Here is a 22,591-nt window from a genome sequence, read left to right as displayed (position 1 = left end):
GGATTTTTATTATCCGGACCGGACTCCATTTATAAAACCGGAGAACGTTCCCTGCCGGGCTGGAACCAGGTCTTCCGAAGGCGGTAAATGCGCACCCCCTCAATATTCTCATCCAGGTGCCACGCCGTGCGGATACCGTGGTGTTCCCATATGTGGCGGCAAAGCATCGTAAAAAATTTCCTGTCCATATCGGAAAGATCTCCCTGGGGCGTCAGACAGACGATATAGACGTTATCCCGGCAAAGATTCAGGGCAGTCTGTCCGTCCCAGCCCATTTCCTGCAACTTTTTCTGCACGGGCTTCAGCGGGAAATTCCATCCGCCCAGCGTCACCACATTCTTCCGGGAACAGCTCCACGCCTTGCGGAAAACGGATTGCCCGGGAGCCAGGTCATCAATAGTTCCGCCAGACATCTGGACACAAAACAGGGAATCCGGCTCCCGGTCCACCCGTTCGCAAAGCAACCGTCCGGCCTCCGGCGAAAACGACTCCATATTGGCCTCCCAAACGGCGGCGCACGCCTGAGAGAGGGAGACGGCAAACGCGCAGAATATGGGCAAGCCGCCCGTCAAAGCCCCCTTCCCCGTCCACTTGACGCGGACGGACTGGAAATGCTCCGGTCTGAGCAGGCATAACCCGGCAATCAGGAATGTGGGATACACCACCCGGAAATACAGGCGGTCTATGCTGGCCATGTACAATAAAACAAGCACCAAAAGGCCGCCTACGCACCACAGGAGCGCCGGAGAATCCCCACGGCGGAAAGATGCGCGGCAGGCCAGTCCAAACAGAATCCAGCAAGGCAGGAGATCCACAATGGAATCCCAGGAAAACAAATGCAGGGCCTTTTTTCCGCGAATCCACATCCTGGGCCAGAAATCATTCCCGTCCCGCGCCAGCCTGAGTCTTCTCAGATAATCGGTGTTGAACACTTCCATGTCGCAATTCGTGAACATTTGCACCATTTTGATATCGTTGGCAAACACCCCGTAGGAAGCGCATTCGTACTCGTTCTCGGAACGGATGGGAGACGTGTCGGACAACAGGGCGCGGGCCTCATTCCAAGCAGCCACGTCACATCCCTCAAACACGCTGCGGTGGGCATGCCTGTTGTATCCGTTCAACCCGTAGGAAAAAGCAAACACGCATGCCAGGGCTCCCCACAGGCGTCCCCGGGAACGCAGCTTTTCCCAGGAGGGACGGAACCCGTCCATACTCCCCGCCACCAGCACCGCCCCGAAAAAAGCATCACACACCAGAGCAGCATCCAGCCTGATCATGCTCCCCAAGACACACAAAAAGACACCTGCAGCCAGCTTCCACCAGGATGAGGAACCATGCTTCAGGCAGATAAGCACACCGGTGAACCCCACAAGAAATGCGGCATGGCTGAACTGCAGGGCGGCATAAAAACCGGGCATGATCAGCAACCATACCAGCAACAGCACAAGCGTCGTGAAATCATAGCTGCGCGCCTTGCGGGCATGCGCCGTAAGCATCGTGAAAATGGCGGCTCCGCTGGACAACGTGGCAACAGCCAAAAACACCGGCCAGACGGACAATCCACCCAGAACGGGGGCGGCCACCAGAAGGGACCTCGTCAGAAGGGGATTGACAAAAATGACGTGCGCATCGGCATAGGAAGGATCGCCCCACCCGTCCAGCACGGAAGCGATCACCAAATCGTCATTGGACTGATAAGCAACCCCGGCAATACTCCAGGCAAGAACCAGCAGAATGATATTAAACCATACCGGATGAAGCAGGGGCAAAAACGATATCCATCTCCAAACCTGTTTCATCATAAGCAAATTCCCTGACTGCCCGATCATGGATGCTGGCCGGGGCACGCATACTAGAAACGGGAAAAACGAAAGTCAAGAGCCGTATCCGTTCCATCCTTTGGCCTTTCGTCCATCAACCGCCCTCGCGCCTCAACGGTTCAGGCAGACAATAATGCCGGTAATGATCAGCAGGTTTCCTACCACCTTGCGCAGCGTCACCGACTTTCCGAAAAAAATGCGGTCAAAAAAAAGGATATACACGTAAGCGGAGCATTCCAACACATTGACCGTAACCATCGGCAGATGGGAAAGGCAGTAAAATGTCAGCAGGCTGCACGCCAAGAAAATGGCATACGCAGACACAGTAGCCCGGTTCACGAAATAGGAAAAACCGGACAGCCGCTCATTCATGGCGGACTTTTTCAAAATCACCTGGGAACAGGACGCCATAAAGACGGAAAACAAGGTCAGGCCGATATAACCCCCCTCATTCATGAAGCATCCTCCTCCATGGATACCAGAATAATTCCACCGATGATCATGGCCGCGCCCAGAGCCAGTGTCCAGGAAAGAGGTTCCCCCAGGCACAGCCATGCCAGCAAAATCCCCCATATCACGACTGAGGAGCGGTTGGCGTACGCCACGCCCAGATTAAACCTCTTCAGCATGACTTGCCATCCTATGGCGTAAATGCCCAACAGAAACAGCACGCCGCACAGCAGGACATATCTGTGCCAATCCAGCCAGCCATAGGGGGCGGCCATGCGCCCCATCATCGTATTGAAGGCATAGACAATGAAAAGAAAATGTAAAACCAGATAATTGATCATGAAAGAGAGAAAAAGACAATGGACGGGAGATCATTCATAACGCCGGGCCACAATCACGGAAGGCCTGTGCTTGGTTTCCGTGTAAATTTTGGAAATGTAGATGCCAATGACGCCCAGACTCATCAGAATAAAGCCGCCAACCAGCCAGACGGAAGCCACGGAGGATGCCCAGCCCGTTGGCGCCACATTATACAGCAACTGCCGCCCCAGAATCCATGCAACATACAGCATGGCTACTAAAGTCACCGCCAGCCCGAAATAGGAAATATACACCAGAGGCTTGGCACTGTAGGAAACCACGGAATTGATCGCCAGCGCCATCTTCTTGCGGAACGTATAAGTCGTAGGGGAGGAGGAAGCCTTCTTCACCGTGCACGGCACCTGCCGGAATCCGGTGGCAACGCACAGACCGAAAAAGAAAGGTTCCCTGTCCTGAAACTTCAACATCTCACGCACGAACTGGGCACTCATCAGACGCGCTGTAACCATATTCTTCGTGATCTGCTGGTCGGAAAGCAGATTGAACAAGGTATAAAACAATTCACCGGACACGGCCTCAAAAAAGCCTCCCTTCCTTCTCTCCTGCACGCCATACACTACATCCGCCCCCGTGTCGTCCATTTCCCTGGAAAAATCCGCCAGCCATTCGGGCGATTCCTCCAGATCGCTGTCAATCAGGAATATCCTCTCCCCACGGGCTTCCTCGCAAGCCACATACATGGCCAGATGATGCCCAAAATTGCGGGACAAATCCACCACCCGCACCCTCCGGTCCTTCTCGCGCTCCGCCAGAGCCCGTTCCAGCCCGTCCCTGGGGCAGCCATCATTCACCAGCACCACTTCCGTCCGGTCCGGATCGTAACCAGCCGCACGGGCGGCAGAAAAACAGCGGGAACAGAACTCCGCCAAATACTCCCCCGTGCAGTACACGGTGGCCGCCATGGACAATTGAATCTGCGGATCAGTCATAAATCTTTCACATACATCAGAACATGTTTCCTCTCCCCGTTCTTGACGCATTCACCCGTATCTTCCGGGGAAAACTCAAAACCCATGCGCTCATGAAAATGAATGGACTTGGCGTTATTCTCCAGAATCCGGGCACACAGGCGTTTCAAACCGAGTTCTTTTGCGGCAAACCCAATCATCCCTTCATAGGCAAAGGAAGCAGGCCGCAATTCCTGAAAATCCCGGTTATAAATATAAATACCGATTTCGCCCTGACGGGAATCCCGGTCAAACCACGGCAAATACACCAACCCGAGCGGGACCTGGTCCGCATAAATCACGCAGGCGCAGGCATTCTCCCCGCGGATGTTTTTCTTCAGCCATGCATGGTGCTGTTCTTCTGTTACCTGGTCCAGCAGAAAAAAAGGGCTGACCACATCGGAATTGCGCCATGCACGGAGTTGTGCGTGCATGGCTTCGTCCACGTCGGACACATTGACCAGGCGCAGCTTCATGACTCCGGCGCTCCTTCCATGCCGAAACCGGCTTTCAACACGCGGCGGCAGCCCTCCGCGCCCAAGTCATAATACAAGGGCAGCCTGAGCAGGGTATCACTGGTACGGTCCGTGCACTCCATGCTGCCAGAGGTACGCCCGAATTTAACGCCTGCCGGAGCGGAATGAAGCGGAATATAATGGAACACGGCCTTGATGCCCCCCTCCGCCAGTTTGGCGATCAGGCTGGTGCGCTCCTCCAGGGAATTGAGGAGAACGTAATACATATGAGCGTTATGCACGCAATCCTCCGGAATGCGGGGGCGTTTCAGCATACCCGCCTTTTCCAGCGGCTCCAGGGCCTGATGGTACATGTTCCACCATTTCAGCCGCTCACCGTTGATCTCCCGTCCATGTTCCAGCTGGGCATACAGATAGGCGGCCGTCATCTCTCCGGGAAGATAGGAGGACCCTACGTCCACCCAGGTGTACTTGTCCACCTGTCCCCGGAAAAACTTGGAACGGTTCGTTCCTTTCTCCCGGATAATCTCCGCCCGTTCCATGAATGCGGAATCATTCACCAGCAGGGCTCCACCCTCGCCGCAAATGACGTTTTTGGTCTCGTGGAAGCTATAACACCCCAAATGTCCAATAGACCCCAGCTTGCGCCCCTTGTAGGAGGAGCCCACGCCCTGGGCCGCATCTTCAATCACATACAGATGATGCCTATGGGCGATATCCATGATGGTATCCATCTCGCACGCCACGCCCGCGTAGTGAACCACGCAAATGGCCCGTGTCCGCTCCGTAATGGCCGCTTCAATCAGCGTCTCGTCAATATTCTGGGTATCGGGCCGGATATCCACAAACACCGGCACAGCCCCGCGCAGGACGAAGGCGTTTGCAGTGGACACAAACGTATAGGAAGGCATGATAATCTCGTCACCGGGCCGACAGTCAATCAGCAGTGCGGCCATTTCCAGAGCCGCGGTTCCGGAATGGACAAGAAGCGCTTTTTTGGCGCCTGTGCGCTCTACGAGTAATTCATGACACTTCCGGGTGTATTTGCCGTCTCCGGACAAATGGGCGCAATGAATGGCATCCCGGATATAATCCAGCTCGGGACCATGCTCATGAGGTTGGTTGAAAGGAATATTCATGGCTCCAAAAGAAACCTGCAGGCAGGCCGCCCATGCGGGCATGTCAACCCGGGCGGACAACTCCGCCCGCATGGAACAGACCCTACTATGGATGAAGGGCCGAAAACAAGCCTATACCTTGATGAACGTCCTGTTTTTATACAGATAATACAGGACGCCCCAGATCAGGGCGTAATTGCACAAATAAAAAACGAACTGCCGCCCGTCCCCGAAACACTCGCTGAACCCGGTAAAAAGCACGCGCGAAAAATTGCGTGTGGGCGGGCACACTTGCGTCCACATATACACGAAAATGGCATTGCTCCCTATAACAGAGAAAAAGAACGTCAGCCAGGTAAGCCTCAGAACATCCGTCAGCACGTAAAACAGGGCCAGAAGCAGATAGCACCAGCCGGCGGCCCACAGGACCATGGAACTGGTGAACAACTTCTTGATCATGGGGAAATCAAGGCTCCAGAAATACCCCAGCGCCAAACAGCCGAGCCCGGCGGCAGACAACCACAGCAGCTTCTTCCCGTGCCCCTGGATCTGCTTTAACATCTGGCCGCCCAGCAATCCAAGCATGGTCATGGCCCCAAAACCGAACTGTCCCAGAATCCACGCGTAATTCGTGCCGTCCTGCCAGGGCCCCATCAGGTACTTGTCCACAAGCAGGGCTACATTCCTGTCGGGTTCTAGAACTCCCGCCGCGCACGACCCAACGGCAGGATCGGAGAAAGGAACAAACTTCATCACCAGCCAGTAGGCGGCAAGCAGAATGGCCGTGGCCGCCACCTGCCAGCGTATGGACAAATTCAGCAGGCAGATGGCCGCGATCAGATAGCCGGAAGCAATGGCCTGAAGAGTATTGCAGTACAGGGACATTTTGTCCGGCTCAAAACTCAGGAGGTTGCCCTGCACCACCATTCCCAGCAAAAACAGCACCATCACCCGCTTGACCACCTTGAAATAAATCTTCCACACGGGTTCCGAACCAACGCGCCGGCCAAAGGAAAACGGCATGGCCGTACCCACAATGAACAAGAAAAGCGGCATCACCAGGTCCCAGGCCGCAAAACCTTCCCACTGGACGTGCGCGGCATGTTTCAGCAGCCACGCGGGACTCTTCTCATAAAACAGGTTGATGCCGGCAACGACAAGAGCCAGTCCCCCGGTCAAAAAAAACATGTCGAACCCCCGCAGGGCATCAATGGCGGCGATCCTCCGCGGCCGGGTATCAGATGCTGAATCCATGGCAATATTCCCAATACGGAAATCGGGCGTCCAATCTTTCCCTCTTCCGGAAAGAAAAAACGGCTTTCTCTTTTTCAGTTTTCCCCGGAAGACAAGCAACTCCGTCATGATCTCCTTGTGCGTATCCTTTCCGGAAACAAACGTGGTACAATAGACTTCACATGACCACGGGGAATGAACAAGCCGGCGGACCATCCTGCTTCCGGGAGATAGAAGCCTATGCCCGTTTGAAACTGGATGAATACGGGCTGCATGACTGGCAATTCGGGTGGGACCGGGCACGGAGGAGGCTGGGCGTATGCCGCCTTCAGGAAAAAAGCATTACTCTTTCCATCCATTTCGTCCGTGCCAACCTGGAGGCGCCTCATGAAATCCGGGATACTATCCTGCATGAAATAGCTCATGCCCTTGCGTGGGTCCGCCATGGAGAACGTACCCATGGCCCATTGTGGAAACGCATCTGCCGGGAAATAGGAGCTGTTCCGCGTGCCGCGGCCAGACAGGACGCCATCCGCGTCACCACGTACAAATACATTCTTCGTCTGAAAACAACGGGGGAAATCGTAGCCAAATACCATCGCCGCCCCACCTTCGCCAAACACCTCAAGCGCCTGGCGCTGAAAAACCGCCCGGAAACGCTGGGCCAACTGTCTTTGGAACCTTATGAAAACGAGTAAACTCGGCCAGGGGGGATAAAAGGCCATTTCCCTCCTGTAAATTCATCACATGCACGGCTGTATCGGGGACAGGACAACCGGTTTATTTCTTTTCACGTTGAAACTGCCGTATTCCCTCCCGCCACAGGGAATACTTCCAGAAAACTTCATCCACCAAATGCCGAATGGTTGTCACGGCAAGAGGATCGGCGCCAAGAGCTTGAAAATCAATATTCTTAAGAGTATGAAGAGTGCAGATCAGACTCTTATCCTCAAACTCCATCACCTTCACATACAGTTCCGGATCAAAAACCTTATAAAACTCAACCAGATCTGAAATCAAGCCGGGTATATTCGCCTGGGGGTTCCGGCCTTGCAGTTTCCCCACTTCTTTAATAATTACCTCCCTGATAAAAAGGACGGTATTAGGATCCGTGGCTGCCGTCAGAGAAAAACGATCATTCCATATCTTTTTAGAATAATCCTGCATGGAAGGAAGACCGAACCATTCATGATGATTCATTCTTTCCACTTCAGCCAAGAGAACCGCATGGTATAAATGATTCCTGTCGGCCTTGAACAAGGCCTGAATCGTTTTATTAAACAGAACGCCTTTGAACATCAGGAAAATTTCCCTGGAATGCTCCGCCGTAGTCTTCTCATCCATGCATGCCTGCAATACAAGAATACCGTTCCTTGTCACATCCTCTTGATCACGGGGCACAGCTTCTCCGTGACATGCCACAACGGCGCATAAAACAGGAGGTATATACGGCAGAATCATCCTGATTTTAAAAAGCTGCATGCCCTTCAGATGCGGCATTCATTCACATGACCATTTCCGATATTTATCCAACTATCTCTTAACTTCATTTTTTCAAAATCTCCATAACCCTTTTCTTCTTATCCTTTCCTACTCTGCTCTCCATCCCCCGGTTTTTACCCAGCTTCATAAAATAATACAGGACCTCTTCCAAATCGGAATCCACTCGGTTCGCATTTTGCCAGGAAGAAGATGCAGAAAGACGAATGAAATCCCCGCACCCGTTCTTCCACTGCTCCGCAAAAGCTTCGGCTTCCCTTCCCTTACGCGGCCCATGCCAGCGCAATGCCCAGACATCCTTCTTCGTTGCCAGGCTCTTCCATTCCTCTTCAGATAACTTGACCCGGGCCCGGCTGATATACCCCAGACGGAATACCATGACGGCTACAGCCTCTGCGTCCATCTCTTTCCATCCCTTCTTTCTCCTCATCCTGTTATAATCCGCCACAGACTCTTCCCAGTTTTTTTCCGGCAACATATTATGCAAACAAACGTAGGCAAAATGCGGTGCACTCGTACTCTCCTCTCCTCCGGATACCTTCCAATTTACAGAAGCAAAATCGACTCCGGACTCCGTCATGTTGATACTCTGGGCATCCACCGTCATCCGGCCATTCCCTCCTTGCGCCGGCTTTCTCTCCTCCACCCACATCCTGCTCAGACCGCTTCTGCCTTCTGGAAACAGCAAGGACCAGATATCTTCATTCTTCAAAGTCCCCGGCAATGTCAGACATTCCATTCTGAAAGACTCCTTCTCCACAACACCCTTCCATTTTTCCGGCTTCGGGCCCTTCTCAATCCGCTCAATCAGATCCAGAAGCCTTTCCCCCTGCATCGCCAGCCATAATTGTTCATCCTGGCCAAGCACTCCAAAAAGAGCTGAATCATGTAGCAGCAGGCATAAATACTCCCACGCCTGGACAACGGTCATACTGCACATGCCGGTACTGAAGCCGTGGAATTCCCCTCCAAGCCTGCCGGCCGCCACAAGCACATCCTGTCCCGTCATATCATTGTCATATTGCGGATTGCACGCGGCGCATATGCTCCATGAAGCGTCAAAACCGGGTTGGCCATAATACCGGCCGAGTGCCTTGTACAACAACTCAACAGCCGCACTCAGCTCTCTTTCCAAAGGAACCTGGCGGAATTCCATCCCCCTCCACAAATTCAACATCCTGGAATCAAGATTCTTGAAAGGCGGACTCTCCCCATATCCAGTAAAAAACCTGTAAACTTCAGGAAAGTAAACAGACTGGGACACCTTCAAGACATTCCCCCTGCTGATCGCCCACATCCTTATTCCTCCGTCGCAGACATCCTCAGGCACCTGCAGCCAAATCAGGTCATCTTCTTCCAGCCGGGTAATTTCGGATAACATTTCCGTCATTCGTTGCGCTTCCCGCCCGGCAGGCCTGAGAACCGAGGGAGCTTTCAGAAGTTCCCACCAATCCTCATCAACTTTACTATTCTTTTCCGATGGGAAAACCGCCTTCTCCTGTACGGGAGAAGCCATTGCTCCTGTAAAAAACACGACTGATACAGAGGCAAAAAAGACAAATTTACAATTTCTTTTCATCGTTCGGCAAAGGGTTGACTATTTTTACCCTCCCGGAAATTTCGCTTGGTACACAACAACGTCGCGCCGGTTTCTTCCTAAGCATGCGGGATTGCCAGGTTTAAAGGGCGCAGTAGCGGAACAAGTGGGATTCAAGTTGAATAGAGGGGAGTTGAAGATTGCAGGGAAAAATTATAAAAAGAGAAACAACCAGTTAGAAAACAAAAACAACTATCTTTTAGTAAGACAATTATAAACTTGGGTCAAGAACTATTGCCTTTAAAAAATCATGCCCCTTCTGATGAAAAAGGTTTGAAGACATCACCTTCCCAAACTGCAAACTCTACTCATTGCACCCGATCCATTTTGAAAGGCCTCTTCAAAAACAACCGTCTGACCGAAAGGGAAACCAGAGGGAAACAACAAAGCCAATGCACATTTCCGTCAAAAAATCACAAGCTTATTTCCCCTCACAAATTGATAAAAACATTTAGTGCAATGCTTGCAGGTTCACAGATAAAACTCATCAAGAGACTTACCGCGGCAATGGCGCACGCGGCCATAATTCCCATGACAATATATGTTTCTTTTTCAGCGTTGAAATTGATACTTTGCTGGTATGGGAGGAAGATCCTTATCACTCCTGGACATCAATATAGTTGATAACGCATGGAAATAAGAATCATACTGTTTTCTTCTTTCATCCTTATACTCGTGATAACGTTTAACATCCACAGGCTCGCCTATTCCATGAATTAGAAGCAGCCTGTCCCGGTCAATTTGGAGCGCCACCTTACTTTTATACTCATACCATTCGGAATGAAGATTGTAAGCTCCTTGGCACCTTTTACCGTCAACGAGGGTATCGTAAAGAACATTCGAACCTTCCCATGCGTACAAGCGATCATGAATCTTGAAATATCCCAAAACAGGCCTTCCCGGCAAAATAACTACCTGATGAGAGGACCATGTGTTTTTCATCTCCTTTTGAGATTCGATAACATGTTCCAGATACAAGGCCAGCTGGTTCGGCAACTTAAGTTCTCCTTCTCCATACGGAAACACAAAACAGGAATTCGTCTCTCTTTTTCCTAACTTTGAGTAAGTATCCATCTGTGCCGTCTGGCAGGAAACGAGGCTGAATTTAATCAACAGCACTATCGGCAACTTAATAAAAAGGGATATTTTCTATAATTCTACAGGTTTTGCAAGGGAAGCGCACGGATCAAAAATGGCGGGTCATAAACAGGATGGTTGGAGAAAAACAGGGGCTGCTTCTCTTGCCGGTTTGCTGAACAAATCATATACATTGTTATTATTAATCCAATTTATTTCTCACTATCACAGGTATCTCCCCGCCCCAAAAATACCTATATTCTATTTTGTGCACCAGCCAGTCATGAGGATAGACCCGTCTCTCAACCATGCCTCTGTTCCAGGAATTTTCAAAGCTCATGGGACTACGGAAGCCGGACGTAAGAGGGCAGGTGTTTTTACAGACCATTCCATTGGAATAGAGCAATTGGGCGAGAAAGCCGCGGGCCTTCCCTGTTTCCTTGTAAAAGAAATATCCGGCCTTATAGATTCATGCCGGCCATGGCACCTCTTTGATTCCCGTCACGATGAGAGCTCTGCACGATGCGGCAGGCAGAAGACGGCATCCTTAGGAATGTCCGCAAGCACCATCTTTCACCGAATACTGATTTTCATAGACTTATAAAAAGCCTTATTGAAATCATTTCATCAATGAAATAATCTATAAAAGAACCTCCAATGGACGGAAGTAAAGCTTCCGCTTGAAAAATTTTCAGAAAACCATTCTTTAAAAAGAACCATATTTAATTTCTTTGTATAATATTCACATACGTTGAAAAACACATCCGATCTTTTCATACGCTGGAGGAACACCATATATTCACTGGAATAAAACAATCCCTGTTCATATAAAAAATTTATTTGATCATCCGAATAGGATTGAACCGGAGATATGGGATAAGCAGACAAGCCTTCCATGTGTCCTGATGGAAAAATGAGCGTATCAAATTCAGAATCTATCAACCAAGCCTGCTCTTCATCCGAATAATATTTTATTTTTACATTAAACTCCTTGGAAAGATAATTGTTTACCTTTTCAAGTATTTTCTGATCAAATTGATCTTCCAACCGAAGGATGCGATCAACAAGAATAGTTTCAACTTCGAGCGCTCTCGGCATTTCATGATGCTGAATTCTATCCAGATAAATGGATGTCATCCGCAATAAATTATCTTCCATTTTCCGCAGCAACTGCTGCCTGGAATAACCGGCACTATATCGAAATAAAACATCAGGCGACAAGGGAAGAGAATATATGTCGGAAAGGGAATATATAAACATGGTATCCACATATTGCCCGGCCGTATTTTCATAAAACCGTATAGCCTGTATCTTGCTTAGGGAATTATCTTCTTGAAAAGAATCATTATCAAAACATCCGATTTTTTCAGAATCACCGGAAAACACGAATCCCATCAACAAATTCGGGATACAAATCAAAAACACAATACCTTTATTTACTTTTTCCATTTCCCTCACGTACTCTCGATTTAATATTCCGGATGCTTCCCTGTTATTATTTCTCTGAACCGGCTCAACAACCTTTTAGAAGGAATCCTGCGGGGTTACGGATATCAGGTACCATTTAAAAACTTTAGGGCAATGGCCTGCCTACCGCCTGTATCATAGATGGCTTTACAGAAAGTGTCCACCTTAACTCCACACCAGCACGGATTCATCCGGCAGGCTGCACCGGATGTTTTTTCCACCTTCCATGCGCTCTTCCGGTTGCCGCCGTTGCCGTCCCGGCAGATAAAACTCCCTTCCTGCCGGATTTGATCTTCTATCATCTCATGGGAGATGCTGCCGATAAAATCAGCCTAGTTATTCCGGCGGATGTATTCCTGGAATCCCTAAGCAGTACCAAACGCACCAGGCCCATTTGTCTGCCAGGCATGGCTGCAAAAATGCCTCCATCCTCCAACTACTTCCCCGGCCTATAAAACCAATCCCTGAAAAAGAGAAATCAGGGAATACCTGCCCCGCTACTCTTCCTCTACATGCTTTGCCGCAGAACTCAGGGAGCACTGGCGGACATAATCGTAAATCTTCGGATCGCTGTCCCCGGCGGCCCAGACTACGCGCAGAAAATCGGCAGGATGAATGTGGCCGTGGTCCCGGAAAAAACGGCGGTCGTTTTCACAGCAGTAAATGATATCGTCTCCCATGGACCCGGCCAGCTTGGCTCTCGCCTTGGCAATCAGGCGCGGCAGGTAGGGAAGGCCGCTGAGCTCATCTCCGAATCCGGGCAAATCATACCCGATCACGGGTTTTCCCTGGTAAAACTGGCCATGCTGGATAATCAGGAAAAAATCCCGGCGCGCCGCGGCTATCAGCAGTACCGTCGTAGGAGACGGAGCTCCCGTGCGGGCATAGGATTCCACAAAGTCAAACAATTCCCTCGTGCGGCAGCCGATGGAAGACAGAAACATGATTTCCTGGTCCGTGAAGAAGCCGTCCACATTCCGGTGGCCTTCATGGTAGCGCCCCACCGCTTCGCGGAAAAGGTCGTAAAACGTATCGTTCCAATCTTCCTCCATCACCGTCCGGGGGTTCTGTGCTTGCGTTTGAAATTCAGCATCATGATCTGCTTGGTCAGGCTGGCCTCAAACCGCGCCTGTTCCTCGCGGGACATTTCAGAACGGGCCTTCAGCACTTCCTGCGCTTCCTCAATGGCGTGCTCCACGCTGCTTTCATCAATCTGGGAGGAGTCCAGCGCCAAATCCGTCACCATGAGTACATGGTCGTCGTTGATCTGCACAAATCCGGTTCCCACCACCATGCTTTCCTCCGGTCCGTCCACAGGCTTGTAGCGGAGTTCCCCCGGTTCCAGGGAAGTGATCATGGCCGTGTGGTGGTCCAGCACCCCCATTTCACCAAGGCTGCCGGGCAGGTACACATACTCCACATTGGCGGAGACCACCACTTCATCCGGGGTAATGACTTTGAACTCCATGCTCATGGTACGGAACGATCGGGAAAAGGGTTATTTGGCCTCCTTGAGAACGTCTTCTATGCTGCCGCGCATGAAGAAGGCGTCTTCCGAGACCATGTCCAGCTTGCCTTCCAGAATCTCCTTGAACCCGCGGACCGTTTCGGACACGGGCACATAGGCGCCGGGAATGCTGGAGAAGACTTCCGCCACATGGAAGGGCTGGGTCAGGAAGCGCTGGATCTTGCGGGCCCGGCTGACGATGAGCTTGTCTTCTTCGGAAAGCTCGTCCATGCCCAGAATGGCAATCATGTCCTGAAGGTCCTTGTAGCGCTGCAGGACCATCTGCACGCCGCGCGCCACCTGGTAGTGCTCCTCGCCCACGGTTTCCGGGGCCAGCGCCTTGGAGGTGGAGGACAGCGGATCCACCGCGGGGAACAGGCCCTGGGCGGCCAGCGCACGTTCCAGCACCACCGTGGAATCCAGGTGGGCGAAGGTGGTGGCGGGAGCGGGGTCCGTCAGGTCGTCCGCAGGGACATAAACAGCCTGCATGGATGTGATGGAGCCGTTCCGGGTGGATGTGATGCGTTCCTGAAGGTCCGCCATTTCCTCCGCCAGATTCGGCTGGTAGCCCACGGCCGACGGGGTGCGGCCCAGCAGGGCGGACACTTCCGACCCCGCCTGGGAGAAACGGAAAATGTTGTCGATGAACAGGAGCACGTCCTTGTGCTCTTCATCGCGGAAATATTCCGCCATGGTCAGGGCGGAAAGGGCCACGCGCAGGCGCGCCCCCGGCGGCTCGTTCATCTGGCCGTACACCAGGGCCACCTTGGACTCCTCCGGCTTTTCCAGATTGATCACGCCGGATTCAATCATTTCATTGTACAGGTCGTTCCCTTCGCGGGTACGTTCCCCCACCCCGGCAAAAACGGAAAGGCCGCTACGCGCCTTGGCGATGTTGTTGATCAGCTCCATGATGAGCACGGTCTTGCCCACGCCGGCACCGCCGAACGCGCCGACCTTGCCGCCTTTCAGGAAGGGGCAGATCAGGTCGATCACCTTGATGCCCGTTTCCAGTACCTCCGTACTGGTGGACTGTTCGTCCAGGGGGGGAGCGCTGCGGTGGATGCTTCTCACCCCGGCGCAGTCAGGCTTGCCCCGCTCGTCCACGGCTTCACCCAGAACATTGAAAATGCGGCCCAGAACGCACGGTCCCACCGGCACTTCAATGGGGTGGCCCAGATCGCGCACGGGCATGCCGCGGCGCAGGCCGTCCGTGGAACTCATGGCCACGGCGCGCACCCAGCCGTCTCCGATGTGCTGCTGGACTTCCAGCACCAGGGTCTTGCGCTGCCCGTTGATCTCATAATCCACTTCCAGGGCATTGAGCAGGGCGGGAAGCGTTTCGGACCGGGAAAAATCGGCATCGACCACGGCGCCGATGATTTGAACGAGAGTGCCTGTGTTATTCATAATGAGAAAATGTTAATATTGAAATATGATGAAGGGAAAAGTTGCTTGGGGGATGGGTGAAAGCTGGCGGTATCCTTATTCCATGGCGCGCATGGCGGTGGTGATTTCCAGCAATTCGTTGGTAATCTGCGTCTGACGCGCCTTGTTGTAATCCAGCGTAAGTCCGTTAATGATGTTTTTGGCGTTTTCCGTGGCGCCCTTCATGGCGACCATGCGGGCGGAATGCTCGGAAGCGCGGGCCTCCAGCACGATCTGCACCAGCCCGTGGAAGACGTACAGCGGCAGAATCGTATTCAGCAAGTCCGTGGGGCTCGGTTCCAGCAGGAACTGCTTGTGGGCCTCCGCCCCGTCCAGGGAGGCGCCCCCGGCCTTGGCCATCTTCATCAGGGGGTCCTGCTCAATAGGCAGCAACTGGCGGAAAAGGGGCTTCTGCACCATTGTGTTCACAAAGCCGGAGAAGGCCACAAATACGCGGCTGTATTCCCCCTCCTTGAATTTTTTCAGCAGGAAGTCAAAGATGGGCTTCAGTTCCAACAGGGAAAGAGGGTCCGTCAAGCTCCAGGTGGCATCCAATTGATCCCCCAGCCTGGCCAGCGTGGCATTCAGCTTGCGGCCGATGGTGACATAATGGGCGCCTTCCGGCGCGGCCTCCCGCGTCACCTTGATGAGGTTGGCGTTCAGGCCGCCGCACAAGCCGCGGTCCGTGTTCACCAGAAGCACCAGGTCCACGCCGCCGTGGCTCTGCATCAGGGGGCTGGAATTGGTATCTATTTCATCCTGGAGATGGTAGAGCACTTCCGCCAGGGCGCGGATGTAGGCACGGCCCTTCACGGCCTGCTCCTGGGCGCGGCGCATCTTGGCGGAAGCCACCATCTGCATCGCCCTGGTGATCTGGGACGTGTTTTTGACGGACTTGATCCGGCGTCTGATGTCTCTCAGGTTGCCCATGGTTCAGTGCTCCGGTAATCGTTAGTTCCAGCTGAGCTTGAAGGATTCGATGGCGGCCTTGAGCCCGGCGTCTATCTCAGGGGTCAGGTCCTTCACTTGCAGGATGCTTTCCAGCAGATCCGGATGCTGGTCCTGCAGGTAGGCCTCCCAGGCGTTCTGGCACTGCTTGATGCGGTCCACCGGCACGTCGTCAAAATATCCCTTCTGCATCGCGTACAGGTCGGCGGCCTCCAGCCCCAGGGACTTGGGTTCGTACTGGTTCTGCTTGAACAACTCCACGATGCGCTGGCCGCGCGCCAGCTTGGCCTTGGTGTTCGCGTCCAGATCGGAACCGAACTGGGCGAAGGCCTGCAATTCCGTAAACTGGGCCAGGTCCAGCTTCACGGAGCCGGCCAGCTTCTTGATGATCTTCGTCTGGGCGGAGGAACCCACGCGGGATACGGAAATACCCACGTTGATGGCAGGCCGCACCCCCTGGTAGAACAAATCCGTCTCCAGGAATATCTGGCCGTCCGTGATGGAAATGACGTTCGTGGGAATATACGCGGAAACGTCGCCCGCCTGCGTCTCGATGATGGGGAGAGCCGTCAGGGAACCGCCGCCGTGCTCCTTGTTGATGCGGGCGGCGCGCTCCAGAAGGCGGCTGTGCAGGTAAAACACGTCGCCGGGATACGCTTCCCGCCCGGACGGACGGCGCAGAATCAGGGAAATCTGGCGGTAGGCCACGGCGTGCTTGGAAAGGTCGTCGTACACGATCAAAGCGTCTTCCCCCTTGTCCATGAAATATTCACCCATCGCGCACCCGGCGTACGGCGCCAGATACAGCATGGCGGCGGGATCGGAGGCGGAAGCGGCCACCACAATGGAATATTTCATGGTCCCGGTTTCCTCCAGCTTGGCCACCAGGCGGCTGATGTTGGAACGCTTCTGGCCGATGGCCACATAAATATTGTACAGGGGCTGGTGATCGGGCAGCTTGCCTTCCTCCGCCAGGCGGTTCTGTTCCGCCTGGGCGATCATCGTGTCCACCGCAATGGCGGTCTTGCCCGTGGCGCGGTCGCCGATGATCAGCTCGCGCTGGCCGCGGCCAATGGGAATCATCGCGTCAATGGGGAGAATGCCCGTCTGCACCGGAACGGAAACGGACTGGCGGGAAATAATGCCGGAGGCGATCTTCTCCACGGGATAATAGGCTTCCGCCTCAATCGGCCCCTTGCCGTCAATCGGTTCGCCCAGCGTATTCACCACGCGGCCAAGCAGGGAGCGGCCCACGGGAACGGAAAGAAGACGGCCCGTGCATTTGACGATGTCCCCTTCCTTCAGATCGGAATCGTCACCCAGGATGACGGCGCCCACTTCGTGCTCTTCCAGGTTCATCGCCAGGCCCATTACGCCGCCGGGGAATTCAAGCATTTCATTGAGCATCACGCCGCTCAGCCCTTCGATTTTGGCGACGCCGTCCCCCACGGAACGAATGACGCCCACGTTTTCCTGGCTGACGGCAGCCGTGGCTTTCTTAATTTCTGCTTCGAGTTCTTGAAGTATGTTGCTCATGGGAAAAATGGTTCATTGGTTAATTGGAAAGGGAGCGGGCCAGATCGGCCAGCCGGTCTATTTTGGAGCGTACGGAACCGTCGCGCACATCGTCGCCTACCTGGATGCGGATGCCGCCCAGCAGTTCCGGGGCAACCTCCCAATGGTAATAAAGGCCCTCGCCGTATTTCGCGGCCAGCTTCTGCTGGATCTGGGAGCGTTCCTCGTCCGTCAGGGGCACGGCGCTCCGGATGGTGGCGGTCCGGCTTTTCACGGCGTATTCCACCATGCGGGAAAAAGCGGTCAGCAGGGCCTCATAATTGCGGGGCTTGCGTTCCACGATTTTCCGGGCGACCAGGCGAACCCGGTCCTCCACCACGGAATTGCCGTCCATGCAGAGCCGGAAAAGCCTGCGCGCGGCGTTTTGCGTGTCCTTGCCGATCTTCATAAAAACATTCAGGAATCCAGGCTGTCAATGGCCTCCCGGTTGATGCGCCGCTGGTCTTCCTCCGTCAACACCTTTCCGGTAACCCGGGCCGTGGCAAGCGCCACCAGCTGGCCAAACTGCTCCTTGAGGGCGTCGCGCTCCTTCTGCTGTTCCAGAGCGGAAAGCTCATGCGCCTTCTTGATGATTTCCGCCGCCTTTTCGGAAGCGGCGGCTTCCTGCTCTTCCAGCAAACGGGCGGCCGCGGCCTTGGCGGCGTCTATCTTCTCCTGCCCCTTTTCACCAGCTTCCACCAGCATTTCCCGCGTCTGTTCCTTCACGGTCGCCAGCTGGCGTTCGCTTTCCTCCCGCATTTCCTCGCCTTCCTCAATGCGCTGGCGCCTTTTTTCCAGAATATTCTGGATGGGCTTGAATGCCACGTAACGCAGAATCACCACCATCAGGATGAAGGCGATCAGGTTGGCTAGAAACGGCTCCCAGCTTGTCACGCCAAAGGGCGCGAAAGGGTTCCAGGACTGGTCGGCTATGATTTGCAGCATAAAAATGAATTGGTTGGAACATGCCGGAGAAAATACTCCGGAAAAGGGGAAGGCCGTTCCCGGCCGGGCCACGCCGCCCGGGAACGGAGCAAATTCATGACTACATGAAAATGGAAATCAGGGCCACCCCTTCAATCAGGGCCGCCAGCGTGATGGCAATCACCATGATGGAGGAGGAAGCGCCGGGATTGCGCCCGGTGGATTCAGCGGCCTTCGCGCCAATCATGCCAATGCCCAGGCCGGCGCCGATGGTAACGAGGCCGAACCCCACATTGCCGGACAGTTCGGCAAGGGAAGCCATTGCGGTAGGATCAATCATATTGTCTGTTGGTTATGTTTTTTGTTGTTGGAACGTTCCCCCACGGTTTGCCCATGGTCGGAAACGGAAATTCTGCACCCGGTTCAGGGCTTGTTCCCGGCTCCGGGTTCCGGCAGGGATTCCGGAGGAGTGTCGTGCCTCTGGGAATCTTCATCGCCTATCTGGAGCTTCAGGAAAATGGCGGTAAGGAGAAGGAATACGAGTGCCTGGATGAAGCCGACCAGCAGTTCAATGGCCAGGAATGGAAGTACGCACAAGGCGCTTCCCAGGGGGCCGAACATGTGGGACATCGTTTCAATGATCGTCTCACCAGCGTAAATGTTTCCGAACAAACGGGCGGCCAGCGCAATGGGCCGGATGGCAATGCTGAGGCACTCCACAATCCCCACGAAAATGAAAATGGGCACCAGCACCGCCCCCATGAACCCCTTCATCCCCCCCTTGGGACCAAACAGATGGAGGAAGAAATGCTTCAGCCCCTGCTCCCGAATGCTCCAGTACAGCCACATCACGGCATAAAACAGTCCCAGGAACATGGTCACGTTCAGGTCGGCGTTCGCCCCGCGGAAAAGGGGGACCCCATGATAGGTAATGGTGCCGACGCCGGGCAAAAGCCCCATGTAATTACTGACCAGGATAATGGTGAAAATGGTGCCGAAGTACCAGAAATACTTGCGGGTGAGCCGCGGCCCCAGAAGGGACTCCACAAAATTGTACAGGGTCTCAAAAAAATACTCCACCATGTTCTGGAACCTGGAGGGAAGAATCTTCATGGCGCGCGTAGCCAGCCATACCACCAGGCTGATGAGGAGAACGGCCAGGAAAAGCATCAGCATGGAATTGGAAACCGGCAGTTCGATTCCTCCAGGAAGAGGCAGGGAAAACAGGTGGGGGGCCGCCTGGTCCAGCCCATGGCCTCCGCTTTCCTCCGCTGCCTGGGCAGTGCCGCCCAGCATGCCGGACACCATTGCCGCCGCCAACCACAGGAACTGGAAAAATCTGCTCATTGTTTCTCTCTAGCCATTGCTTGTGTCCATTCCGTCAAATAAAAGGTATCTCCTTTATTTGACAGTGATGATTGTGGACTTTCGCCCTACCCTTGGCAAGTCCAAAACTTGCCACGTGAATAAAATGTATACATTTGTTCATAATTTTATACTCCCCAGGAGAATTGTCCTGTTCCTGCACCCTCTCCGCCATGAAAGAAGGGGTTGGGAACACCCATGAACTTTCCGAAAAGGCGGAGCTTTCTTCCGCACCGCATAAAAAAGAGGGCCGCTCCACGTATGGTGAAGCGGCCCCCGCAAAACGTCATGGCAGATTTACTTGCCGGCGGAAAGAATATGAATGTGGTACACGTCCCTGCCGTCTCCAGCCTTGTAGCCCGTAGCATGAATGCCCGTAATGTCGGAGGTGATCACGTCCAGGGCCTTGGTGGCTTTCTGGATGTCCTTGTTTCCGTCAGCGGCGCTCTTCAAGGCATCCCGGACCGGAACCAGGTTCAACTGGAACTCCATCGGAGCCACCTGACCGGGAGCCTTCATGGACTCCTTGAGGACTTCGTCACCGAACGCCTTGGGCATGCTGAGAGCCCAGCGGCTATCGGACACGCTCACCACCGGATTCAGATCAGGACCCATCGGGCATTGATAATCGTACGTCGTAACATCTCCCTCCGTAGTGGCTTTGGGAGCGGGCAGTTCCGTCATCTTGCCCTGGCTGACCAGCGGAACAATCGTCTTGGAAGCATCGATCACCTTTTGCCAGGCCTGCGCCAGAGCGGCGCGGTCCTTGATCTCATACACCAGGGAGAAGCGCGGGGACGGAACATTCTGAAGCATGGGATTGGGAGCTCCCTTCATGTCCACCACATAAGCCCCTGCGCCGGTCATCCCGTTCCAGGCCAGTTTCTGGGCCTTCCAGAGTTCTTCAATAGTGGGACGGGCCATCTGGATCATGGGAGCAGCCATGCGCACCTGGTCGCTCACCTTATTCTTGGGATCGGCAATGTAGGCGTTGGCGTAGTCCCACACGATCTGGGAAACATCCCCGACCAAAGAATGATACATATCCACGGTCTCACGGTTGACGGCGCCGGACCAGTAAAGAACGGTATCCGCCCCCGGACGCACGGAATTCATGGCCGTGGGGGCATCCAGCTTGTAGCAGTCCATCGGGTACATGGCTATTTCCAGATGAACCCCCTGGTTCTGCCAGGAATACCAGGAAACGGGCGTGGCGTTGCGCGCTATCTTATCATAGAAGCCGAGAATATTTCCCTGAATGGAATCCAGAGAGGACAGGGCCGGAGCCATATCCGCAACCTTCCATTCCTTGCCGAGGAATTCCATCACCTGCTTCAAGCCGGTCAGATAGCCCTTGTACATGGCTATATCGGACTTCAGCGTGGCCTGCACCAAAGCCTTGTCCACAAAGCACAATCCGTAGGCGGGATACTGAAGCTGGCCGTCCGCCATGTTGAAATCCGGACGGGCAACGACGGAATCTTGCGGAGAAGCGGCCACATGCACCTGCAATTCGGGATTCGCGGTCACAAAGCCTACAAGCGTGTCATTGACGAAACCGACGACCGCATACAGCTTGGAATCATCAAGGCGCTTCAATGCCTCGTTGATCTGCTCCCTGGTTTCGGGAGTAATGGAATTCTCTGAGTAAACATCCTTCAGGTGTTCTTCTATCTTGGCGCGCAATTTCTTGCAGTCCACTTCCGCCACCTTGCACGCAAGGCCGTTGTATGTCTTGTCATACAGAGACACAATGCCGTGCAGCTCCATGTCTTCCGGCAGATTGGCATCCTTCAGGGCAGACTGGACCTGGGCCAGGGCATCGGGAGTCAGCTTGGCGGCGACCATCACCGGAGCCGTCTTGTCCTGTGAAGGCCGCAGATCGACCAGAGCAGCCCATTGAGCGAGCGTTTTGAAAGTCCTGTTCATCATTACCGAAGTTCTGGCGGACAGAGCCTCAGGAGTTCCTTGCACTCCGGAACTGACGGAGGAAAAGAGGGTGTACATGTCCAGCATCGACTCCATCTGGTTCTGCCCCATACTGCCAAAGGCCCCCTGGGCGCTGTCCAGCCAGGCCGCCCATCCGGGTCCGAAGCCGACCATGGCGTCAATAACCGGACTGTCCACCTTTTTGACGGTAATTTCGGAAAGATCTTCCTTCACGACAACCTCGTCCCCGTCCTCTCCAGAAATAGCGATACTTTCATCCTCCTCTTCCACATCCACTTCGCACGCTCCCCATGTCTTGAACATATTCAGGCCCTGGAAGCCCTTGATCATGCCGGGAATGTCATAGATGCCCCCTACCATGCTCATTTCCCTGGGGAACAGGGCGGCTATGCCCAGGCGTTCGGCGCGTTTCGCCACCAGATCGGCAGTGACCGGCTTGCTCAGGTCAATCGCGGCGGCCGGAGTGGACGCCGCGGCATCCTGGTCCGGCTTGCCGGAAGAATTCTTATTGTCGTCGGAACATCCGGCAAGGGCGCAAGTCAGCGCCACACAGGGTATGGAGTAAAGATAATGGGTTTTCATTGTCTTGAAACATGGGGTCTTAATGCACCTCTCAGGGCGTCCGGAGATCCGGACACAACAGCCTTATCGACATGCAACACTGACAGTATATAGGCATTCCCGCCGTGTGACGCAAGCATAATGAGGAATAGCAGCGGCATCAACCGGCCGCGTCACCCCTGCCGCCACGGGATAAGCCTCTCCCCTTCCTCCCATCCACAGCCGCAGCAAACGGCATATTCTTCCCTTCCGGACAGGGAAATCACGATGCACTCCAGCCACAGC

The 22,591-nt window shown here is 54.0% G+C and carries 22 protein-coding genes; 1 reads left to right on the top strand and 21 read right to left on the bottom strand.

The annotated features are described in order from the left end of the window. Positions 1–29: 29 nt before the first annotated feature. From V3C19_RS01970 to V3C19_RS01940, 7 genes are all read right to left on the bottom strand, one after another. Entirely contained in the window at positions 30–1,805 is a 1,776-nt protein-coding gene (locus tag V3C19_RS01970; protein WP_295933016.1) for a hypothetical protein, read from the bottom strand. Between the two features lie 129 nt (positions 1,806–1,934). Further along, positions 1,935–2,279, bottom strand: a complete 345-nt coding sequence (locus V3C19_RS01965; RefSeq protein WP_130084009.1) for an EamA family transporter — start codon at positions 2,277–2,279, stop codon at positions 1,935–1,937. Continuing rightward, positions 2,276–2,614 carry a hypothetical protein gene (locus tag V3C19_RS01960; RefSeq protein WP_130084010.1) on the bottom strand — a complete coding sequence of 113 codons (339 nt, stop codon included), beginning with the start codon at positions 2,612–2,614 and terminating at the stop codon, positions 2,276–2,278. Before V3C19_RS01960 ends, V3C19_RS01965 begins: the two co-directional genes overlap by 4 nt. A 30-nt stretch (positions 2,615–2,644) precedes the next feature. After that, positions 2,645–3,583 carry a glycosyltransferase family 2 protein gene (locus tag V3C19_RS01955; protein WP_130084011.1) on the bottom strand — a complete coding sequence of 313 codons (939 nt, stop codon included), beginning with the start codon at positions 3,581–3,583 and terminating at the stop codon, positions 2,645–2,647. Then, positions 3,580–4,077 carry a GNAT family N-acetyltransferase gene (locus V3C19_RS01950; protein ID WP_130084012.1) on the bottom strand — a complete coding sequence of 166 codons (498 nt, stop codon included), beginning with the start codon at positions 4,075–4,077 and terminating at the stop codon, positions 3,580–3,582. Before V3C19_RS01950 ends, V3C19_RS01955 begins: the two co-directional genes overlap by 4 nt. Further along, positions 4,074–5,216: a dTDP-4-amino-4,6-dideoxygalactose transaminase gene (rffA, locus tag V3C19_RS01945; protein WP_295874442.1), complete on the bottom strand. Its 1,143-nt coding sequence runs from the start codon at positions 5,214–5,216 to the stop codon at positions 4,074–4,076. The genes V3C19_RS01950 and rffA overlap by 4 nt, the downstream gene beginning before the upstream one ends. Positions 5,217–5,327: 111 nt before the next feature. Then, positions 5,328–6,449, bottom strand: coding sequence for a DUF5009 domain-containing protein (locus tag V3C19_RS01940; RefSeq protein WP_295933018.1), 1,122 nt, complete (start codon positions 6,447–6,449; stop codon positions 5,328–5,330). A gap of 161 nt (positions 6,450–6,610) precedes the next feature. Here V3C19_RS01940 and V3C19_RS01935 point away from each other — a divergent pair, with 161 nt between their 5' ends. Further along, positions 6,611–7,126, top strand: a complete 516-nt coding sequence (locus V3C19_RS01935; protein WP_295933021.1) for a SprT-like domain-containing protein — start codon at positions 6,611–6,613, stop codon at positions 7,124–7,126. 82 nt (positions 7,127–7,208) lie between these two features. On the opposite strand, the gene V3C19_RS01930 is transcribed toward V3C19_RS01935, so the two are convergent. From V3C19_RS01930 to V3C19_RS01865, 14 genes are all read right to left on the bottom strand, one after another. Continuing rightward, complete coding sequence (locus V3C19_RS01930; protein WP_330937134.1) at positions 7,209–7,928, bottom strand: hypothetical protein; 720 nt, start codon at positions 7,926–7,928, stop codon at positions 7,209–7,211. Between the two features lie 46 nt (positions 7,929–7,974). After that, positions 7,975–9,444 carry a hypothetical protein gene (locus V3C19_RS01925; protein ID WP_330937133.1) on the bottom strand — a complete coding sequence of 490 codons (1,470 nt, stop codon included), beginning with the start codon at positions 9,442–9,444 and terminating at the stop codon, positions 7,975–7,977. A gap of 633 nt (positions 9,445–10,077) precedes the next feature. Next, positions 10,078–10,599, bottom strand: a complete 522-nt coding sequence (locus V3C19_RS01920; RefSeq protein WP_295933029.1) for a hypothetical protein — start codon at positions 10,597–10,599, stop codon at positions 10,078–10,080. A gap of 630 nt (positions 10,600–11,229) precedes the next feature. Next, on the bottom strand, positions 11,230–12,051 hold the full coding sequence (locus V3C19_RS01915) for a hypothetical protein (RefSeq protein ID WP_295933032.1): 822 nt from the start codon (positions 12,049–12,051) through the stop codon (positions 11,230–11,232). A gap of 515 nt (positions 12,052–12,566) precedes the next feature. Further along, a complete protein-coding gene (locus V3C19_RS01910) occupies positions 12,567–13,121 on the bottom strand; it encodes a DUF5069 domain-containing protein (RefSeq protein ID WP_295933127.1) in 555 nt (184 codons plus the stop codon). Beyond that, positions 13,121–13,537, bottom strand: coding sequence for an ATP synthase F1 subunit epsilon (atpC, locus tag V3C19_RS01905; protein WP_330937132.1), 417 nt, complete (start codon positions 13,535–13,537; stop codon positions 13,121–13,123). The genes V3C19_RS01910 and atpC overlap by 1 nt, the downstream gene beginning before the upstream one ends. Positions 13,538–13,567: 30 nt before the next feature. Next, positions 13,568–14,986, bottom strand: coding sequence for a F0F1 ATP synthase subunit beta (gene atpD, locus V3C19_RS01900; protein WP_295933036.1), 1,419 nt, complete (start codon positions 14,984–14,986; stop codon positions 13,568–13,570). 75 nt (positions 14,987–15,061) lie between these two features. Further along, a complete protein-coding gene (atpG, locus tag V3C19_RS01895; RefSeq protein WP_295875104.1) occupies positions 15,062–15,934 on the bottom strand; it encodes an ATP synthase F1 subunit gamma in 873 nt (290 codons plus the stop codon). Positions 15,935–15,955: 21 nt separating this feature from the next. Then, positions 15,956–17,488 carry a F0F1 ATP synthase subunit alpha gene (atpA, locus tag V3C19_RS01890; protein WP_130083543.1) on the bottom strand — a complete coding sequence of 511 codons (1,533 nt, stop codon included), beginning with the start codon at positions 17,486–17,488 and terminating at the stop codon, positions 15,956–15,958. A gap of 19 nt (positions 17,489–17,507) precedes the next feature. Next, on the bottom strand, positions 17,508–17,915 hold the full coding sequence (locus tag V3C19_RS01885) for a F0F1 ATP synthase subunit delta (RefSeq protein ID WP_295875108.1): 408 nt from the start codon (positions 17,913–17,915) through the stop codon (positions 17,508–17,510). 8 nt (positions 17,916–17,923) lie between these two features. Next, a complete protein-coding gene (locus V3C19_RS01880) occupies positions 17,924–18,451 on the bottom strand; it encodes an ATP synthase F0 subunit B (protein WP_130083545.1) in 528 nt (175 codons plus the stop codon). 100 nt (positions 18,452–18,551) lie between these two features. Continuing rightward, positions 18,552–18,770: an ATP synthase F0 subunit C gene (locus tag V3C19_RS01875; RefSeq protein WP_067572806.1), complete on the bottom strand. Its 219-nt coding sequence runs from the start codon at positions 18,768–18,770 to the stop codon at positions 18,552–18,554. An 83-nt stretch (positions 18,771–18,853) separates the two neighbouring features. Then, positions 18,854–19,777, bottom strand: a complete 924-nt coding sequence (atpB, locus tag V3C19_RS01870; protein ID WP_295875111.1) for a F0F1 ATP synthase subunit A — start codon at positions 19,775–19,777, stop codon at positions 18,854–18,856. A 315-nt stretch (positions 19,778–20,092) separates the two neighbouring features. After that, a complete protein-coding gene (locus V3C19_RS01865; RefSeq protein WP_295933049.1) occupies positions 20,093–22,327 on the bottom strand; it encodes a hypothetical protein in 2,235 nt (744 codons plus the stop codon). Between the last annotated feature and the right edge of the window lie 264 nt (positions 22,328–22,591).

This window comes from Akkermansia sp. AE01SA01, from assembly GCF_036417395.1.
GTDB lineage: Bacteria > Verrucomicrobiota > Verrucomicrobiia > Verrucomicrobiales > Akkermansiaceae > Akkermansia.
Note: the sequence above shows the minus strand (reverse complement) of the source record. Positions and strands in the feature narration are given on the sequence as shown.

What these genes read in the sequence shown, in the direction of transcription:
- atpC (WP_330937132.1), bottom strand. Translation starts at nt 13,537, where the DNA reads ATGGAGTTCAAAGTCATTACCCCGGATGAAGTGGTGGTCTCCGCCAAT.
- atpA (WP_130083543.1), bottom strand. Translation starts at nt 17,488, where the DNA reads ATGAGCAACATACTTCAAGAACTCGAAGCAGAAATTAAGAAAGCCACG.
- V3C19_RS01885 (WP_295875108.1), bottom strand. Translation starts at nt 17,915, where the DNA reads ATGAAGATCGGCAAGGACACGCAAAACGCCGCGCGCAGGCTTTTCCGG.
- V3C19_RS01875 (WP_067572806.1), bottom strand. Translation starts at nt 18,770, where the DNA reads ATGATTGATCCTACCGCAATGGCTTCCCTTGCCGAACTGTCCGGCAAT.
- V3C19_RS01965 (WP_130084009.1), bottom strand. Translation starts at nt 2,279, where the DNA reads ATGAATGAGGGGGGTTATATCGGCCTGACCTTGTTTTCCGTCTTTATG.
- atpB (WP_295875111.1), bottom strand. Translation starts at nt 19,777, where the DNA reads ATGAGCAGATTTTTCCAGTTCCTGTGGTTGGCGGCGGCAATGGTGTCC.
- V3C19_RS01930 (WP_330937134.1), bottom strand. Translation starts at nt 7,928, where the DNA reads ATGCCGCATCTGAAGGGCATGCAGCTTTTTAAAATCAGGATGATTCTG.
- V3C19_RS01920 (WP_295933029.1), bottom strand. Translation starts at nt 10,599, where the DNA reads ATGGATACTTACTCAAAGTTAGGAAAAAGAGAGACGAATTCCTGTTTT.
- V3C19_RS01950 (WP_130084012.1), bottom strand. Translation starts at nt 4,077, where the DNA reads ATGAAGCTGCGCCTGGTCAATGTGTCCGACGTGGACGAAGCCATGCAC.
- V3C19_RS01940 (WP_295933018.1), bottom strand. Translation starts at nt 6,449, where the DNA reads ATGGATTCAGCATCTGATACCCGGCCGCGGAGGATCGCCGCCATTGAT.
- V3C19_RS01915 (WP_295933032.1), bottom strand. Translation starts at nt 12,051, where the DNA reads ATGGAAAAAGTAAATAAAGGTATTGTGTTTTTGATTTGTATCCCGAAT.
- V3C19_RS01960 (WP_130084010.1), bottom strand. Translation starts at nt 2,614, where the DNA reads ATGATCAATTATCTGGTTTTACATTTTCTTTTCATTGTCTATGCCTTC.
- V3C19_RS01865 (WP_295933049.1), bottom strand. Translation starts at nt 22,327, where the DNA reads ATGAAAACCCATTATCTTTACTCCATACCCTGTGTGGCGCTGACTTGC.
- atpG (WP_295875104.1), bottom strand. Translation starts at nt 15,934, where the DNA reads ATGGGCAACCTGAGAGACATCAGACGCCGGATCAAGTCCGTCAAAAAC.
- V3C19_RS01880 (WP_130083545.1), bottom strand. Translation starts at nt 18,451, where the DNA reads ATGCTGCAAATCATAGCCGACCAGTCCTGGAACCCTTTCGCGCCCTTT.
- atpD (WP_295933036.1), bottom strand. Translation starts at nt 14,986, where the DNA reads ATGAATAACACAGGCACTCTCGTTCAAATCATCGGCGCCGTGGTCGAT.
- V3C19_RS01955 (WP_130084011.1), bottom strand. Translation starts at nt 3,583, where the DNA reads ATGACTGATCCGCAGATTCAATTGTCCATGGCGGCCACCGTGTACTGC.
- V3C19_RS01935 (WP_295933021.1), top strand. Translation starts at nt 6,611, where the DNA reads ATGACCACGGGGAATGAACAAGCCGGCGGACCATCCTGCTTCCGGGAG.
- rffA (WP_295874442.1), bottom strand. Translation starts at nt 5,216, where the DNA reads ATGAATATTCCTTTCAACCAACCTCATGAGCATGGTCCCGAGCTGGAT.
- V3C19_RS01970 (WP_295933016.1), bottom strand. Translation starts at nt 1,805, where the DNA reads ATGATGAAACAGGTTTGGAGATGGATATCGTTTTTGCCCCTGCTTCAT.
- V3C19_RS01925 (WP_330937133.1), bottom strand. Translation starts at nt 9,444, where the DNA reads ATGGCTTCTCCCGTACAGGAGAAGGCGGTTTTCCCATCGGAAAAGAAT.
- V3C19_RS01910 (WP_295933127.1), bottom strand. Translation starts at nt 13,121, where the DNA reads ATGGAGGAAGATTGGAACGATACGTTTTACGACCTTTTCCGCGAAGCG.